Genomic DNA, 16,239 nt, shown 5'->3' with positions numbered 1-16,239 from the left:
CAAACTATTTATTCGCACTAATAATTTTTTCAAAATACTGATATAATTCACCTTTCGTGATATTTGCCCCCTGTAAAATAAGTTTAAACTTATCCATATTAGAGTCTTCACTATAATCCTTATTTGCATTATAAAAAGCCACCTGATCGTCTAATAGGTTATTGCGCAACCAATCATATCCTTCTTGAGTAGTGATGTCAATATCAGGAACATTTACTTTTATCGCTATTAGATGCATTTCGGTTTCTCCCAGATAAAAAAGATGGATTTGATCTTTAGAAAAATGCTCTAAAAACTGAGCGTTACTTAATACTCCTTCCCAAACCAAATCACTAAAGATATCTAGCTCTTCTTCTGCTACTTCTGGTTTATTTGCTTTAATCTCATTCCACTCATCTGCCGTAATAGATTGGGTGGCTAAAAAATTAATAAACTCTTGATATAATTCTTCTAACTGTTCTTTGGTAAGCCTTTGGTACTTCATCTCTTTTCGTAAAATTGGCTGCAAAAATAAGCATAAATCAACAACCACAAAACAAGTCTATTAAGTATGTTTTCAAAACATTACTGTCTTTTCTTGCAGAAAACCATTAGAAACTGAACCCTCTATGAGGAAAAATCCGTTCCTAATAAATTGAGAACGGATTTTTTAAATCTAGTATGTGATCTATTATTTTAATTAAAAATATATCGAAGTCCCACTTGTGCCTGCCATCTGGAATCCAAGCTAAAGTCATTTGCAAAAGTGCTTGTTTGAGAAGTATCAAAAGAGTATGTGGGTGTATTAGTAGCATCTACGGTTACTCCAATAGGCTGATCATTTACAGGAATTTCAATTACTCCCCAATCAGAATTCAACAGATTTCCGAAATTTAGAATATCAACACTTAACTGAATGGTATTTGTCTTATCACCAATTTGAAAATTATAATCTTGTAATAACTTCACATCCCACCTTCCTCGCCAAGGACTCAAAATTGCATATTTCTCTGCATAATTCCCTCTACGCTCTCTTAGGTATTCATCTTGCTGAATATAAGCTTCAAGAGCTGTTCTCTGTTCAGCTTGTTCTGTAGGAGTACCACTGAAATTATAGGTTGCCAATTCGGTTTCCGTCGGAATGTAAATTAAATCATTCAATACAGAACCATCATTATTAATATCTCCTGAATAGGTATATGAAAATCTTCCTCCTTGCGCATATTCATAAAAGGCTCCAAGAGAAGTTCTCCATTGTTTGTTTTTTCCATAGCTAAAGGATTTATTGATTTGCCCCACAATTCTATGTTTATCTCCATATCTAGACGCCGTACTCACCGCTTGATTTACATTGCCAATCGCAGGGTTTCTATCGTATGCATCACTAGAGATTTCTGCATCTAATGAACTAGCATCTTCAGCTTCTAGGAAGTTATAAGCAACGCTAGCAAACAATCCATTTTTGAAATTTTTCTGAAGCTTAAATGACCAATTAAACGAATACCCTACATTCGTATTTGTAAATACATACGCATTAGTGGTACCTCCAAATTCATTGACTGCTCTATCCGATGCCAGATAGATTGGCCTACCATCTGCTCCATTAAGTGTTCCCGAAGGAGTTGCTAATCCGTAGTTTCTTACCATTTGCGCATTGATATCTTCGGTATAAATAATATCCGTAGACGCTATCAGTCCATTTTTAAATTTGCAGTCGATTCCTAAACTATTTCTAAATACTTGTGGAAACTGAAAATCCGGAGCCGATGTAGTATAGAAAAAGAAATTTGGATTTGCTACCTGATTACCAATCCATACAAACGGCAAACGACCTGTAAAAATACCTGTACCTCCTCTTAGCTGTATTGTTTTATCCCCTTTTACATCATAATTGAATCCTAATCTTGGAGAAATTAATAGCTTTTTGGATGGTAAATCCAAACTATTTAAATTCGTAGGGGTTCCATTTTCGTCAAAATAGGTAATGCCGGGTTGATAATTACCATCCGGAAACTCACCTCCAGCAGCTCTTTCTATATTCTCAGCAATTTTATCTCTGGTATCAAAGAAAAGTGGTTGATCTACTCTAACACCATAGGTTAACGTAAACTTATCGCTCATTCTCCACTTGTCCTGTGCATAAAATGCTAATTGACCAACATTAGTCTCTGCCAATGCCCAATTATCAGCTGCGTTATTAGTATCAAAAATATTCTGCGCGTTTGCTAACGCTTCTGCTATTAATCCATTATTAATCGCCTGCTCAAAGCTATTAACAGAACCTGATGTATTACGAACACTATCAAAATCTGGGGCAAACGTACCTACTCCACCATCAGCATTAAAATAGGTGTACACTCCAAGATTAAAAGAGTTATCAAACTCAAATCTTTCAAAACTTCCTCCCAAAGTAATCGTATGCTTTCCTGTAACTATGTTTAGGTTATTTGTTACCTGATATACTTTTTGCTCTAATCTATTATTAATAGAAAATGGTTCGTGACCCGCTACTATATAACGAACACCATCTTGTGCTATGTTAATTGGTGGTGCTGGTGCAGAAAAAGGATCCCTACTATCATCAAAAAAGGTATATCCTGCCTGAAATTTATTAGAAATATTTCCTCCAAAATTAGAATTCAGTTCTACCAGGAAAGAACTGATTTTGTTTTTGATAGTGTATCCTGCATTTCTAAACTGCAAGGTGGTTAGATCAGGCCCTCTTCTTCCAATAGCCTCTGGGTTTGCAGGTAAATCCCGGGAAGCATCAAGAAAATTATAAATTAAAGCCATACGATGATTATCGCTGATATTCCAATCTAGTTTTAAAATCCCTTTAGTAGATTCTGTATTATGCGTATACCCTTCATAAGGACCAGTCTCATACCCTAACAAACTAAGTTGTTGAGAAACATAATCAAGATCTTCTGCAGAAACACGAGATACATTAGCCCCGGTCAATCCAGGTCTGGCTGCCAAAAAATTAGAACCTAAATCTTCTCGATCATCAATTTCAAAATTTCCAAAAACGAATAGTTTATTTTTAATTATCGGTCCTCCAACACTTAATCCATACTGTGCTTGTGTTAGATCAGGAACAATGATATCATCATCCCCTACTTTATCTCCAGTTAAATCCTGATTACGATAAAAACCATACACTGTACCTTTCCATTCATTAGTACCACTTTTAGTCACTGCATTGACAGATGCACCAGTAAATCCAGCTTGAGTAACATCATAAGGTGCTGTAGACACCTGAATTTGATCGATAGCATCTAATGATATGGGTTGGGCATTTGTTTGACCACCAGGAGTTGCCGCATCCAACCCAAAAGGGTTATTAAAAATAGATCCATCCAGGCTAAAATTATTAAATTGATCATTTCTTCCTCCAAAAGACCCATTACTGGATGCTGTAGGTTCTAAACGATAAAAATCCGCAGCAGAACGTGTAATCGTAGGCAAAGATTTTAATTCTCGATTACCTATATTAGTTTCAGCCCCCGTTCTTTCGCTACTAAACGTAGCATTTTTGGTGGTAGTGATCACAACTTCCTCTAGCTGATTATCATCTTCTGTCATGATAACATCTATATTGTAGGTTTGTCCTAATTGAAGAAATACATCATCATATACTTTTTTCTTAAAACCAACATAGCTAATCGTTACCCGGTACGGGCCACCAACTCTTAAGTTTATAAGATCAAAACGACCATCAAAATTAGTGGTTCCCCCATAGGTAGTTCCTGTTGGCGAATGAATAGCGGTAATGTTTGCTCCAGGTAATAGTTGGTTCGTATTATCATAGACTAAACCAGAAATGTTGGAGGTTGTTACCTGAGCATGAATTGTAATTGCCAATAATGCAAAAACCAGGGTGAGAAGAGAGTTTTTCATTGATTGATATTTTTGTGTGAGTTACACTGAAAGTAAACAAAAAAACCGCTCAAATGAGCGGTTTTTATATATTCTTATAAACCAGTTATTAACTGATTATCAGATCTTCAAATTATTTAGCCTGAGCAACTATCTCAAAAGCAACCGGAGCAATTACTGCTCTATGAAGACGAACAGAAGCTTCATACTGCCCCAAACGTTTGATAGTTCCACCAGGTACAGTAATGAATTTCTTCTCAAGTTCAACACCTTCTTTTGCTAATGCTTCAGCAACATCAGCATTAGAAACAGAACCGAATAATTTATCTCCAGATCCTACCTTAGCAGCAATCTTGATTTCGAATCCAGCTATTTTCTTAGCTATTTTCTCAGCATCTTCGATCTCTTTCTTTTCTTTAAAAGCACGTTGCTTTAAAGTCTCTTGCAATACTTTTTTAGCAGATGGAGTTGCTAATACAGCAAAACCTCCAGGAATTAAAAAGTTACGTCCATAACCGTTCTTCACCTCTACTACATCGTCTGCGAATCCTAGATTCTCAACGTCTTTCTTTAATATAAGTTCCATAATGTTATGACGAATTTTATTTTAATAAATCACCAACGTATGGCATTAATGCTAAGTGTCTTGCTCTTTTAACAGCAACACTCACTTTACGCTGATATTTTAAAGAAGTTCCTGTAAGACGACGAGGTAATAATTTTCCTTGTTCGTTTACAAATGCCATTAAGAAATCAGGATCTTTATAATCGATATACTTAATACCTGATTTTTTGAAACGACAATACTTCTTCGCTTTTGAAGTATCTATGTTTAATGGAGTAAGATATCTGATCTCTCCATCTTTTTTTCCTTTAGCTTGTTGTTCTATAGATGACATAATTAAGCTTTTTGTTTGTTTCTATTTCTTCTCTTTTCAGCCCAAGCAATTGCGTGCTTATCTAAACGAACAGTAAGGTAACGCATTATTCTTTCGTCTCTTCTGAACTCAACCTCTACAGTGTTGATAGCCTCTCCTGGTACAGTGTACTCAAATAAGTGATAAAAACCACTTTTCTTGTGCTGGATCGCATAAGCAAGCTTCTTAAGCCCCCAGTCTTCTTTGGATATCATCTTGGCACCGTTAGAAACAAGAATGTCTTCGTATTTCTTAACTGTTTCCTTTATCTGTTCTTCAGATAAAACGGGATTCAAGATGAAAACAGTTTCATAATGATTCATAAAAAATCTATTTTTAATTAAAATTGGCTGCAAAAGTAACACTATTTTTTTGATTTTCAAACTAAAAAACACTTCGATGAAACACATCTTTTATCGATAAAAAGCGTAAAATGTTTGTGGAAATAATATATATTCATTAATATTGTATAGAATATTAACCTATGCAAGTGGAACAATCTCAATTAAAATGTGCAGTAGTAGACGATTCGCGTCTGCAAAGACTGGCTATTGTTAAATTAATAGATGAACATTCATCACTGGAATTAGTGGCTGAGTGGAACAATGCTATTGAGACAAAAAACGGATTATTGGATACTCCGGTAGATTTATTATTTCTAGATATCGAAATGCCTATCCTTACCGGGTTCGATCTTTTGGATGATCTGGAAAATAAACCTCATATAATTTTTGTTACCGGAAAGACTAAATATGCTTTTAAGGCTTTTGATTATGACGCAATTGATTATTTAAGAAAACCTCTTAAAAAGGATCGATTCAATGCTGCTGTAGAAAAAGCATTAAGTATGTCTCGTTTAAACTCAGAACAAGCATCTATTGAAGATGATGATTATATTTTTGTAAAAAGTAATCTTAAAAAACGTAAAATATTTTTAAGTCAATTGAAATATGTGGAGGCTTTAGGTGATTACGTAAAATTAATCATGGAGGATGGTGATCCTATCGTAGTATTGGCAACCATGAAATCTTTTGAAGCAGAGCTACCTAGTGATCGTTTTCTTAGAATACATAAATCATACATCGTAAATCTTGATAAAGTAGAACGCTATAACAGTCGTAACATTGAGATTGCTGATGAAAAAATTCCGTTAAGTCGACACAAAAAACATTCTTTAATAGAAGCATTAAGCGGATAAAAGAATATGACTGATAAATTAAAAATCTCACTTAAAAAGTGGGATTTTCTTGTTTTAAACACAAACTCATGCTTTTTGTGTTTTTTTATGTTAACGTATTCATATAACGTATTAGGCCAATATCCCGCTGAGAAAGCGGGATTAGCCTGCCTGCTATCCGCCAGGTAGGCAGGTTCAACCTATAATTTTGAGTGCGTCTTAAAGACTTCTCAAAATCAAGTTTCACTAATAATTATCTACATTAATAATGATCCTGACTCCAGAAAATTCTTTTATGCTTTTAAAAGAGTTCTCTATCCTTTTGATTACTTCTTTTGTTCTGTTTAGTGATTGCCCGTTTGGAATCTTAATCAAAATATTTTTATTATACTGATTTCTTATTCTTGAAATTGGAGGAAACTCTGGCCCTAATACATTTTCCTTAAAAGTCATTGCCAAAGATTTTGCTAACCAAAGTGTTGCTTCGTTTACCTTGTTATAATCTTTATGACGTCCGGTGATCTTAATAATCCTATAAAAAGGAGGATATTTATATTGGTATCGTTCCTCAATCTGATCTTTATACATACCCGTATAATCATTAATAGATACTTGCTGAAGAATTTGGTGAAACGGATTGTAGGTTTGAATCAGTACTTTTCCTCTCTTACTAGTTCGCCCTGCTCTACCTGCCACTTGTAACATCAACTGAAAGCTTCGTTCATGTGCTCTAAAATCAGGAAAATTAAGAAGATTGTCAGCATTCATAATTCCGACTAAAGTCACATTTCTAAAATCCAATCCTTTAGTTAACATTTGAGTACCCACCAAAATATTGATTCCCCCTTCTTCAAATTTAGTGATGATTTTTTCATATCCGTGTTTTCCCCTTGTCGTATCCTGATCCATTCTACCAATAGTATGATCCGGAAACAACTCTTTCAGTTCGTTCTCTATCTGTTCTGTACCGAAACCCTTAGTAGACAACTCATGACTATCGCAAGCCATACATTTTTGTAACATCGCTATATGATATCCACAATAATGACATCGTAATTGATTACGGTAATTATGATAAGTAAGACTCACGTCACAATTAGGGCACTGCGGTGAGTGACCGCAGGTATTACATTCTACTACAGGAGAATATCCTCTTCTGTTCTGAAACAAAATAACCTGTTCCTCTTCTTTTAGTGCATTTTGAATAGCTAGTAACAGCGTATCACTAAAATGCCCTGTCATTTCTTTTCTTTTATATTTTGTCTTTAAATCCACCAGATTTATATCTGGCATTAATACATTGCCATATCTTCTGGTTAACTCTACCAATCCATATTTTCCTTGTTCGGCATTATAATAAGATTCTAAAGCCGGTGTGGCAGATCCTAGCACAACTTTTGCCTTAAACATATTAGCCAATACTACTGCAGTATCTCTTGCATGATATCTAGGGGCAGGATCATACTGTTTAAACGAACTCTCGTGTTCTTCATCTATGATAATCAGTCCAAGATTAATAAAGGGCAGAAATATTGAAGATCTTGCTCCGATGACAATTTGAGCTTTAGACTTTGAATCTTTTACATTATTCCAGGCTTCTACTCTTTCGTTTACAGAATATTTAGAATGGTATACAGATAATTTTTCACCGAAGTACTCTTGCAACCTAGTTATTAACTGTGTGGTCAATGCAATTTCGGGTAACAAATACAAAACTTGTTTTCCTTTTTGAACTTGTTCCTCAATCAATTTTACATAAACTTCGGTCTTTCCAGAAGAGGTTACCCCGTGAAACAAACAAACATCTTTTTCTACAAGATGTTCTTTAATCTCTTTTAGTGCTTGCTCTTGATACGTATTCAATTCTTTGGTAACAGTGAAAGAACTACCTTCATATTGCACTCTATCCGTCTGTTTATGATATTCTTCTAGTATATTTTTGTCTATCAAAGTTTTAATTACTCCTGCGTTACTATTCGCCGCTTTTATAAGCTCACTTACCATAATGGCTTTCTCACTCTTCGCTTGCAGCATAAATAAGTGCATCAGTACATCTCTTTGCTTAGGTGCGCGTGTCAGAGAATCCAATAATGATTGTAACCCTACTTCACTAGTATATTCTGATTGCAGCCTAACATATCTAACTAGCTTTGGTTTATATTGTTCATAGATCTCTTCCTGTACTGTAATAACCTGTTTTTCAATTAATCGCTTAATTAATGGAAGTACGCTTTTTTTTCCGACAATATCCATTACCTCCTGGATACGAAGTAAACTTTGATGCTGTAATGCTTCGTGAAGCAAAAACTCATCATCTTTTAATAAATTTTCATCAACAAGCTCCTTATCATTTCTTAAAATAATGGTTTCACTTTCTAATAAAAACGCGCTAGGCAAAGCCGCTCTCATTACTTCTCCTTTAGAACACATATAGTACTTAGAAATCCAGGACCAAAGTTCTAATTGATTCGTAGTAACAATTGGAGTTTCATCCAAAATGTGTTCTATCTCCTTAGCCTCATACACCTGAGGCGGTGTTTGATGTGTTTTTGTTACTAATGCGGCATATACTTTACTTTTACCGAATTGTACGGCTACCCGCATTCCCGGTTTTAGAAAAGAAGCTTCATTTTTATTGATACTATAGGTAAACTCTTTATCAAGAGGAATAGGAAGAATTACATCTATAAAATATGCCATCGATACTTTTGATTCTAAACAAAAATACATCTTTAGCCTTATTATATACAACAAAAGCCCGATCAAATGATCAGGCTTTTGTTTATTTTGGGGTTAATATTATTTATCCATTCTGTCCAAGCATCCCGCCTTTGATTAATTTACACGCCGGTTCGTTTCCTAACCAAATTTTAAATAAAGCATATTTAAAATCTCTTCCTTCTATGTAACCAACTTCCTCTCCATTTTTGAAAGTTCTTATCCCCTTTCCTTTTATATATACTAAATCATAAAAATCATTGATTTGAGTGCTACTTCCGAATAGCTCCAGAAATTTATCGATCCTTGCATCTAAACTCTGAGTATTGCCAAACATAGCATCGTCAAAACCTTTTCTAAACACTTTAACCATTCGCTTATTGGTTACTTTCTTAGAATTGATCACTAATCGAATTGACATGCTTTCATCAGCATCCAAAACTGATCTATCATCTGAATACTTATTTACTGTATATAATCCTCCAGAGTATGTTTCAACTCCTAAAACTTTTCGAACACCTGCACCGTTAAGAGTAAGCTCTTCTCCTTCAAAAGTAACTTTATATGGAACAACAGCATCTCCAACTCTAATTTGAGCTGTTGTAATTGTTGTAAGGACTAATAAGATAGATAGGGTAAATATTTTTTTCATGATTTAGTTTTTAAAAAATTACAACAGCTTAGTTCTGTAATTTTCTAAAAACTAACAGTAAGAAATGTTAAAATTTTCTTTAAACAAGAATATTAAATGTAGATCACTAGGCTTTAACCCACTTTTGAGTCCTAAATAAAAATGCAATATAACCTCTAACATTCAAAGTGTTAGGATTGTCTTCATCCACCCAAATTTTACATTTATATACCTTTCCATTTTCAGGATCCATAATGGTTCCATCTTCATATTCATCTCCGTCTTTTTGTAACCCTTTAAGAATAACCATTCCTTCTATTGGCTGATTATAATCATCACCTTCACATTCTTTACATAGTTTATCTCGATCCGATTCTTTTAAAATTCGAGCTATTCTACCGTATATTTTACTTCCTTTTTTATAGATCTCTACAATTGATTTGGCCTCTCCTGTATTGTCATCAATGGTTTTCCATTTTCCAATAATTTCGCTTTGGGCATTTGCAAAACCGGTTATAAGAATTAAGGTTATTGTAAGGATTTTTGAGATCTTCATTTTAGCTAATCGTTTTAAATTATTAGGTTCAATATAAAAAATATGATGAAAACAAAAAAGCTATCCGGATTATAGATAGCTTTTTACGTTTTAAATTTTTCTTAGAAATGAATTACTGAATTCCAAGCATTCCGTTTTTAATTCCTTCACTGGCAGGTTCGTCACCTAACCAAATTTTGAATAGTGCATATTTAAAGTCTCGACCTTCAATAACTCCGAGTTCTTTTCCATTTTTGAAAGCTTTTACTCCTTTATCTTTTATATATACAATATCAAAAATGTCATTTTTAACGATAGGTTCATTAAAAAACTTAATAAACATGTTAATTCTTTCATCTAACGCTTTTGTGTTTCCGAAAGTTGCTTTGTTAAAGCCATCTCGTACTGCTTTGATCATTTTCTTTTGCGTTACAAAACCTGATACTATATTCAATTTTATAGCCATCGTTTCATTTGCATCCAGAATTGCTCTTGGATCTTTGCTCTTTTTTTGAAGATAAAGTCCTCCTGCATATAAATCAATCCACAACATTTCACGCATCCCCGCTCCGTTCAACTTAAGATCTGTATCTCCGAAATTTTCTTCGTAAGGCAATACAGCTTTACCGATTCTGATTTGTGCTGTAGCTGTTGTTAAAGAAATAAGAGCTACAACTAGTAAAGTAATTTTTTTCATCTTTGTTAAAGTTTTGTCTGGGGTGTATTAATATTTAAATTCTTCCTTTTAATTACAAAAGTAATAAAATATGTTATGCGCGCATAGCAACAATTGAAAAAAAACGTTAAATTTGTGTATTTCACCGCTAAAATAATGCTTTTTGTCCTAAAAAGCGCCTAGCATTTCATTTTTCAACCCTTTATCAGCAGGATTATCTCCTATCCAGATATTAAATAGAGCTTTTTTAAAGTCTAATCCTTCTACATATCCTTTTTCTACTCCGTCTTTGTAGATTACACTTCCCTTACCTTGCTCATACACAATATCATAAATCTGTCCTTCTTCGATTTCATCTTTGATAAATCCAACAAATGTGTTAATTCTTTTATCTAAAGAAGCTGTATTACCTTTGGTAGATTTTTTAAAGCCGTCTCTTAGCGCTGATTCCATTTTGCTTCTTGACATCATACCTGATACTATATGGAGTTTAATCGCCATAGTTTCGTCTGCAGCAGCAATTGAACTGGCACTATTGCTTTTTTTCTTAAGGTATAATCCTCCAGCATATATATCGAAAAAGAACTTCTCTCTCATCCCTGCTCCGTTAATCGTTAAGTCTTCTCCGCTAAATGTTACCGTATCTGGTAAGGTAGCATCTCCAACTTTAACCTGTGCTTGAGTAGTTCCTACAGTTACTAAAAGAATAAATAATAAGCTTAATTTTTTCATTTTTATTAAATTAAATGTTTGTATGCTGCTAAAATATTAAAAATTCTTCTTCAATTTAATTAGGGATGCATTTAATTCGAAACCTAACAATAGTAAATTTGCATTGAGCCATATATATACCATTAGAATGAGCATCGCTCCAATGGATCCATACAATTTATTATAGTTAGAAAAATTATCTATGTATACTCCAAACAGATAGGTTGTTATCATTATCAGTATTGTAGTCATAAATGCGCCTGGCGAGAAAAATCTGTTCATTTTGCCTTCTGTTGTACCAAAGTAAAAGAGTGTAGCGACCACCAAAAAAATCATCAATATGAATAATCCATACTTTCCAAATTGTAACCAAAAAACGGTATTATCCATCACTCCCATTTCTTTTAAGTTTTCTAACAAGTAACTAAAATATAGTGTTACTATTACGGTGATTAACAATAACGATGCCACAATCAAAGAAACTCCTAATGCCACAATGTATTGTTTTACAAAATTACGATTTAACGTAACGTGATAAGAGTATTCAAAACCCGAAAACACGGCATTTATTCCGTTAGTCATTAAAAACAAGGAAAGCACAAAAACTGTAGATAATAAACCAGTTCTTGGATTAGCAGAAATATCGGTATATATCTCGTCAAAAAATAATTTAGACTGATTTGGTAATGCAGAGGTTATAAACTCAAAAAAATTCTCCTGAAAACCTTCTATTTGTATAATAGGTATTAGATTCAATAAGAATAAAAGAAAAGGAAATAAGGATAAAAAGAAACTCCAAGAAATAGAACTCGCTCTTGCCGAAAATGTTCCTTTTACAATACCAATAGTATAAATTTCAACCAGATCATATAGAGAAAGTCCTTCAAAGCCGGGAAGAATAATCTTTTTACCAATCTTAACCAAAATATTAATAATTGGTATTTTATCTAGCTTATCTTCAACCGCTTTTGACATACTCTATACTGCTTTCAGGCTCAAGTCTAAATTGTATACCGAATGTGTCAGGGCTCCACTACTAATGAAGTCTACTCCGCATTCTGCATATTTGCGCACTGTTTTTTCGTTGATTCCACCACTTGATTCTGTTAAACAGGTATCTCCGATAAGTTCTACAGCTTTTCTAGTATCCTCGTAATTGAAATTATCAATCAATATTCGATACACTCCCGGTGTTTTCAATATTTCCTTAATCTCATCAAGATCGCGTGCTTCAACAATAATTTTAAGATCTCTGTTCGTATCCTTCAAATATTTTTTTGTTTTTTTTATGGCATTAGTAATACCACCTGCAAAATCAATATGATTATCTTTCAGCATAATCATATCATATAAAGCAAATCTATGATTTACTCCTCCACCTATTTTTACTGCCCATTTCTCTAATGCTCTGATTCCCGGTGTTGTTTTTCTCGTATCTAAGATTTTGGTACCTGTTCCTTCCAGTAATTGCACGAATTGATTTGTCTTTGTTGCAATCGCGCTCATTCTTTGCATTGCATTGAGCACCAGTCTTTCAGCTTTTAAGATAGACTGAGAGCTTCCTGATACATAAAAGGCTATATCTCCATACTTTACTTTTGATCCGTCTTCGATCAATACCTCAACTTGCATTTCCGGATCTACATAATTGAATACTTTTTTAGCGAAATCAACGCCTGCCAAAATCCCCTCATCTTTGACCAACAACTTAGCTTTGCCAGTTGCCGAATTAGGAATACACGCCAAAGAGCTATGATCTCCATCACCAACATCTTCTCTGATAGCATTAGCAATTATTAATTCAATTTCAGTGTCAAATTGAGCTTTTGTAATCATATTGAATGGTTATTTTTGCTAAAGTAGGAAAAGAAATTATAAGTACGAAGTTGGAAGAACAAAGTACATAAAGAAACTATATTTATGACCATCAAATTAATCGCAATCGGCAAAACCGATCACAAACAACTAGAAAGTCTAATTGCAGAATATATCAAAAGGTTGGGATTTTACGTGAAATTTGATTTTGAAATTATTCCAGATATTAAGAATGCAAAAAACCTTAGTGAAGCACAACAAAAAGATAAAGAAGGAAAATTAATTTTAAATAAAATTACTACTTCAGATGTGGTGATTTTATTAGACGAGAATGGTAAACAATATGATTCTGTTGGTTTTTCTGAGTTGCTACAAAAACATATGAATAGCGGTATCAAGCAATTGATTTTTGTGATTGGAGGTCCTTATGGTTTTAGCCAGGAGGTATATCATAGAGCTAACGGTAAACTTTCATTATCAAAAATGACATTCTCTCATCAAATGATTCGGTTATTTTTTATTGAACAACTATATAGAGGTTTTACCATCCTAAGAAACGAGCCTTATCATCATCGATAAGACTCATTATCTATTTTTGAAATGATCTAGTTCTTATCTTTAGTAACAAATTCTTCAATAGCTTTATTTAGCACGGCATATTCTCTATTTTCAAAATTGTCTTTAGTAATTTCTACTAATAGATCAGGTTTAAGTGGATTTCCTTGAAGCATTTCTCCATTTTTATTAACTGTTCTAGAATACGGTATGGAAAATTGAAAAAGTTCTGTTCCGGGAACATCATAATTTTTTTGATTATTACCTGTATACATTTTATTTATATTTCCCTGGTCATCTAAATAAAAAACAATGCCAATTAGCGCAAATGTAAGATCCGCAGATTGTGGTTGGCCAACAATGATTGCATCACCATACTCTTTCATTCTATACACAAAATCATCTGCTGAGCTTGCCGTTCTTTCATTGACTAAAACTATTGTTTTTTTAACCTTACGTTTAGCTGTTTCATTTGGTTGAATATATTTCAGTTCGCAGCTATCTCCACCTCGACAGAAATCTCCTCTGGGTGGTAAAAAACTTCCATTTTCAGTTTTCTCATAAGTACCGCTTTCCGAAATTTCGTCAAACCATCTGTTTGCCCCAGGAAAACCATATGACAATGCCGTCCTAAGATCATTATCCTCAAGAATAGCAGTTTTCTTGTACTGTATTCTTAGATCTTTAAATTCTGATGGACAAAACTCTGCAAGAAATGATGAGTTTTCATTTCCGCCAGGGTTACTCTGAACATCGAAAATCAAATAACTTATATCATTTTCTATTGATTTTAAACCATTTCTGATTTTTTTAATATCATTACAAACGGTAGAATCACTTACTGCTTTTGTGCACCTTAAATCGTTATCACTTCTATTATATGCAAAGTTTTTTATTTTAACTAAAGCAATATCATCCTTTAATAGTAATGCAGTTTTATAACCTTTCTCTATCAATCGCCAATCTTTGTATTGGTTAACCTCAATTCGACTCATATAACGATCATAAGAGGATTCGGCATCATTATTAACAGAATAAGTAACTTCTTTTTGACTACCATCTTCAAAAGTTATTTGATTTGGAAGATGACCATTTACTTTTAACGCACCGTGCTCAAATCTATATTTAAAACCAAACTGGCAATTCCCTATTCCATTTGCTCTCGTTTCATAATTTACAAAATGATGAAAAACATCTTTTACAGATATGCCATTAATTTTTGAGATTGTTTTTTTAGATTCTAAATCAAAAAACATCTTTTCTGGATATGTAAATCCAATTTTAATGGAACTCTCTAGCTTATCTTTTTTTTGTTTTTCTATTGGATAGCTAAACTTAAAATAAGAATGCCCACTAGTAAACCCTTTTCCGAAATCAAGAAATTTCTTTCTTAAACTTTCATAACTATTGACTTTGGCAAACTGTTTTTGATGATAGGCTTTGTATTGATCCCAATTTACCTGTTTTGTCTTATTTCTTACCTCTATAGCCTCTGCATCAACATATTCTATCTCAGAAATCATCAAATTATATAAATCTGATATTTGTTTAGAGCTAAGAATTTTTTTTTGATTCTGTTGAGCATTGACCGAAATGATGTACATAGAAAACATCATCCATATAATTACTTTCTTCATTGAGGTATATTCTCTATTTATCTTTAATTAAATCTCTAAGATCACTAAATGCATCTATTAGATCTTCTACCAGATCAATAGACACAGCTTCTTTATCCAAAAAGATAGATAATTTACCTTTTCTTAATTTAACCTTATACCCTTCTTCTCCTCTAGTATTATAGTTCCAGATATACGATCCATAACTTGTAGACATTTTTGCATTTAGGTGTTCTTTTAAAAAGCTTTTTACCTCATCTGTTTTATGGGAGGGAAAGCTTGCCTTTAACGTATAAATATCATCTGTATTAGAAATAGAAATATTTATTTTATACCCATTATCACTGGTATCATCACTAGAATAGTTAACTGTTACCTTAGAATTAGAACTTGTTTGCGCGTTGGTCATCGACATTGTAAATGCCATACATAACATTAAAATGATTGTTTTCATAATATTCGTTTTTTGATGAATGATTCATTATCCACTTAAGATGGATAGGTTATTGATTGATGTTTAAATGTATTGATTATTAACTCTTTTCTGCGTTTGAAGTGATCGATTTTAGTTCTTTACCTATTTCCACAAATCTCTTAATGAGTTTATCTGATGCAAGGTCCTTATTTAGATTAACCCTTAATTTATTTCCTTTTAATCTCACTTCATACATTTCTTCATCATCCACTTCTTTATTCCAGAAATAGGTATCGTCCTTAACCATCATATTTTCTTTCCCAAATTGATCTATCAAATATGATTTTACATCAGATTTCATATGCTTCATAAATCGAATTTTTATTCTATAATCATTATCCATGTCTAATGTGACAAAAGACCTATAGAATTTTTTATGCTCAGCATCAGAGTCATATGTCAATGCAAATTCTGAAGAAGATTTTGATGAGTTGGTTTCTGTTGTTTGAGCTATAGTTGTACATATTCCTAAAATAAGACTGGCTGTAATTAAAATTAATGTTCTCATAATATTCGTTTTTTGATCCGCCACAGGCAGAAAGATTAATGATTGAA

The 16,239-nt window shown here is 33.2% G+C and carries 17 protein-coding genes; 2 read left to right on the top strand and 15 right to left on the bottom strand.

All coding sequences use genetic code 11. From position 1 onward, the window contains the following. Window positions 1-4: 4 nt before the first annotated feature. The 5 genes from ACFSR1_RS04895 to rpsF form a co-directional block, all read right to left on the bottom strand. Window positions 5-484 (bottom strand): DUF6495 family protein, encoded by a 480-nt coding sequence (locus ACFSR1_RS04895; protein ID WP_378290198.1) that lies wholly within the window; start codon window positions 482-484, stop codon window positions 5-7. A 191-nt stretch (window positions 485-675) separates the two neighbouring features. Beyond that, window positions 676-3,879: a TonB-dependent receptor gene (locus ACFSR1_RS04890; RefSeq protein ID WP_378290196.1), complete on the bottom strand. Its 3,204-nt coding sequence runs from the start codon at window positions 3,877-3,879 to the stop codon at window positions 676-678. Between the two features lie 112 nt (window positions 3,880-3,991). Then, window positions 3,992-4,444, bottom strand: coding sequence for a 50S ribosomal protein L9 (gene rplI / locus ACFSR1_RS04885; RefSeq protein ID WP_378290194.1), 453 nt, complete (start codon window positions 4,442-4,444; stop codon window positions 3,992-3,994). Window positions 4,445-4,460: 16 nt separating this feature from the next. Beyond that, window positions 4,461-4,760, bottom strand: a complete 300-nt coding sequence (rpsR, locus tag ACFSR1_RS04880; RefSeq protein WP_170837001.1) for a 30S ribosomal protein S18 — start codon at window positions 4,758-4,760, stop codon at window positions 4,461-4,463. Then, entirely contained in the window at window positions 4,760-5,098 is a 339-nt protein-coding gene (gene rpsF, locus ACFSR1_RS04875) for a 30S ribosomal protein S6 (RefSeq protein ID WP_378290192.1), read from the bottom strand. Before rpsF ends, rpsR begins: the two co-directional genes overlap by 1 nt. Window positions 5,099-5,259: 161 nt before the next feature. Between rpsF and ACFSR1_RS04870 the strand changes: the two genes are divergently transcribed. Continuing rightward, complete coding sequence (locus ACFSR1_RS04870; RefSeq protein ID WP_035084012.1) at window positions 5,260-5,973, top strand: LytR/AlgR family response regulator transcription factor; 714 nt, start codon at window positions 5,260-5,262, stop codon at window positions 5,971-5,973. Window positions 5,974-6,198: 225 nt separating this feature from the next. Here ACFSR1_RS04870 and priA read toward each other — a convergent pair whose 3' ends face one another. From priA to nadC, 7 genes are all read right to left on the bottom strand, one after another. After that, the gene (gene priA / locus ACFSR1_RS04865; protein WP_378290190.1) at window positions 6,199-8,652 is read right to left on the bottom strand and encodes a replication restart helicase PriA; all 2,454 of its coding nucleotides are present in this window, start codon (window positions 8,650-8,652) and stop codon (window positions 6,199-6,201) included. A gap of 103 nt (window positions 8,653-8,755) precedes the next feature. Further along, a complete protein-coding gene (locus ACFSR1_RS04860; RefSeq protein ID WP_378290188.1) occupies window positions 8,756-9,322 on the bottom strand; it encodes a chalcone isomerase family protein in 567 nt (188 codons plus the stop codon). 106 nt (window positions 9,323-9,428) lie between these two features. After that, the gene (locus tag ACFSR1_RS04855; RefSeq protein WP_378290186.1) at window positions 9,429-9,857 is read right to left on the bottom strand and encodes a DUF2147 domain-containing protein; all 429 of its coding nucleotides are present in this window, start codon (window positions 9,855-9,857) and stop codon (window positions 9,429-9,431) included. A gap of 112 nt (window positions 9,858-9,969) precedes the next feature. Beyond that, window positions 9,970-10,533 carry a chalcone isomerase family protein gene (locus ACFSR1_RS04850; RefSeq protein WP_378290184.1) on the bottom strand — a complete coding sequence of 188 codons (564 nt, stop codon included), beginning with the start codon at window positions 10,531-10,533 and terminating at the stop codon, window positions 9,970-9,972. 147 nt (window positions 10,534-10,680) lie between these two features. Then, window positions 10,681-11,244 carry a chalcone isomerase family protein gene (locus tag ACFSR1_RS04845; protein WP_378290182.1) on the bottom strand — a complete coding sequence of 188 codons (564 nt, stop codon included), beginning with the start codon at window positions 11,242-11,244 and terminating at the stop codon, window positions 10,681-10,683. Between the two features lie 36 nt (window positions 11,245-11,280). Then, entirely contained in the window at window positions 11,281-12,198 is a 918-nt protein-coding gene (locus tag ACFSR1_RS04840; RefSeq protein WP_378290180.1) for a YihY/virulence factor BrkB family protein, read from the bottom strand. 3 nt (window positions 12,199-12,201) lie between these two features. Further along, window positions 12,202-13,059 carry a carboxylating nicotinate-nucleotide diphosphorylase gene (nadC, locus tag ACFSR1_RS04835; protein ID WP_378290178.1) on the bottom strand — a complete coding sequence of 286 codons (858 nt, stop codon included), beginning with the start codon at window positions 13,057-13,059 and terminating at the stop codon, window positions 12,202-12,204. Between the two features lie 84 nt (window positions 13,060-13,143). Between nadC and rlmH the strand changes: the two genes are divergently transcribed. Continuing rightward, window positions 13,144-13,617 carry a 23S rRNA (pseudouridine(1915)-N(3))-methyltransferase RlmH gene (gene rlmH / locus ACFSR1_RS04830; RefSeq protein WP_378290176.1) on the top strand — a complete coding sequence of 158 codons (474 nt, stop codon included), beginning with the start codon at window positions 13,144-13,146 and terminating at the stop codon, window positions 13,615-13,617. Between the two features lie 26 nt (window positions 13,618-13,643). Here rlmH and ACFSR1_RS04825 read toward each other — a convergent pair whose 3' ends face one another. The 3 genes from ACFSR1_RS04825 to ACFSR1_RS04815 all read right to left on the bottom strand — a co-directional run bounded on the left by ACFSR1_RS04825 (window position 13,644) and on the right by ACFSR1_RS04815 (window position 16,192). Then, window positions 13,644-15,230, bottom strand: coding sequence for a S41 family peptidase (locus tag ACFSR1_RS04825; RefSeq protein ID WP_378290174.1), 1,587 nt, complete (start codon window positions 15,228-15,230; stop codon window positions 13,644-13,646). Between the two features lie 13 nt (window positions 15,231-15,243). Then, window positions 15,244-15,663: a hypothetical protein gene (locus ACFSR1_RS04820; protein WP_378290172.1), complete on the bottom strand. Its 420-nt coding sequence runs from the start codon at window positions 15,661-15,663 to the stop codon at window positions 15,244-15,246. A gap of 79 nt (window positions 15,664-15,742) precedes the next feature. Further along, entirely contained in the window at window positions 15,743-16,192 is a 450-nt protein-coding gene (locus ACFSR1_RS04815) for a hypothetical protein (RefSeq protein WP_378290170.1), read from the bottom strand. Window positions 16,193-16,239: the final 47 nt, after the last annotated feature.

Source organism: Aquimarina rubra, assembly GCF_042684305.1.
In the GTDB taxonomy this organism is placed as follows: domain Bacteria; phylum Bacteroidota; class Bacteroidia; order Flavobacteriales; family Flavobacteriaceae; genus Aquimarina; species Aquimarina rubra.
This window is presented reverse-complemented; position numbering and strand designations above follow the sequence as displayed.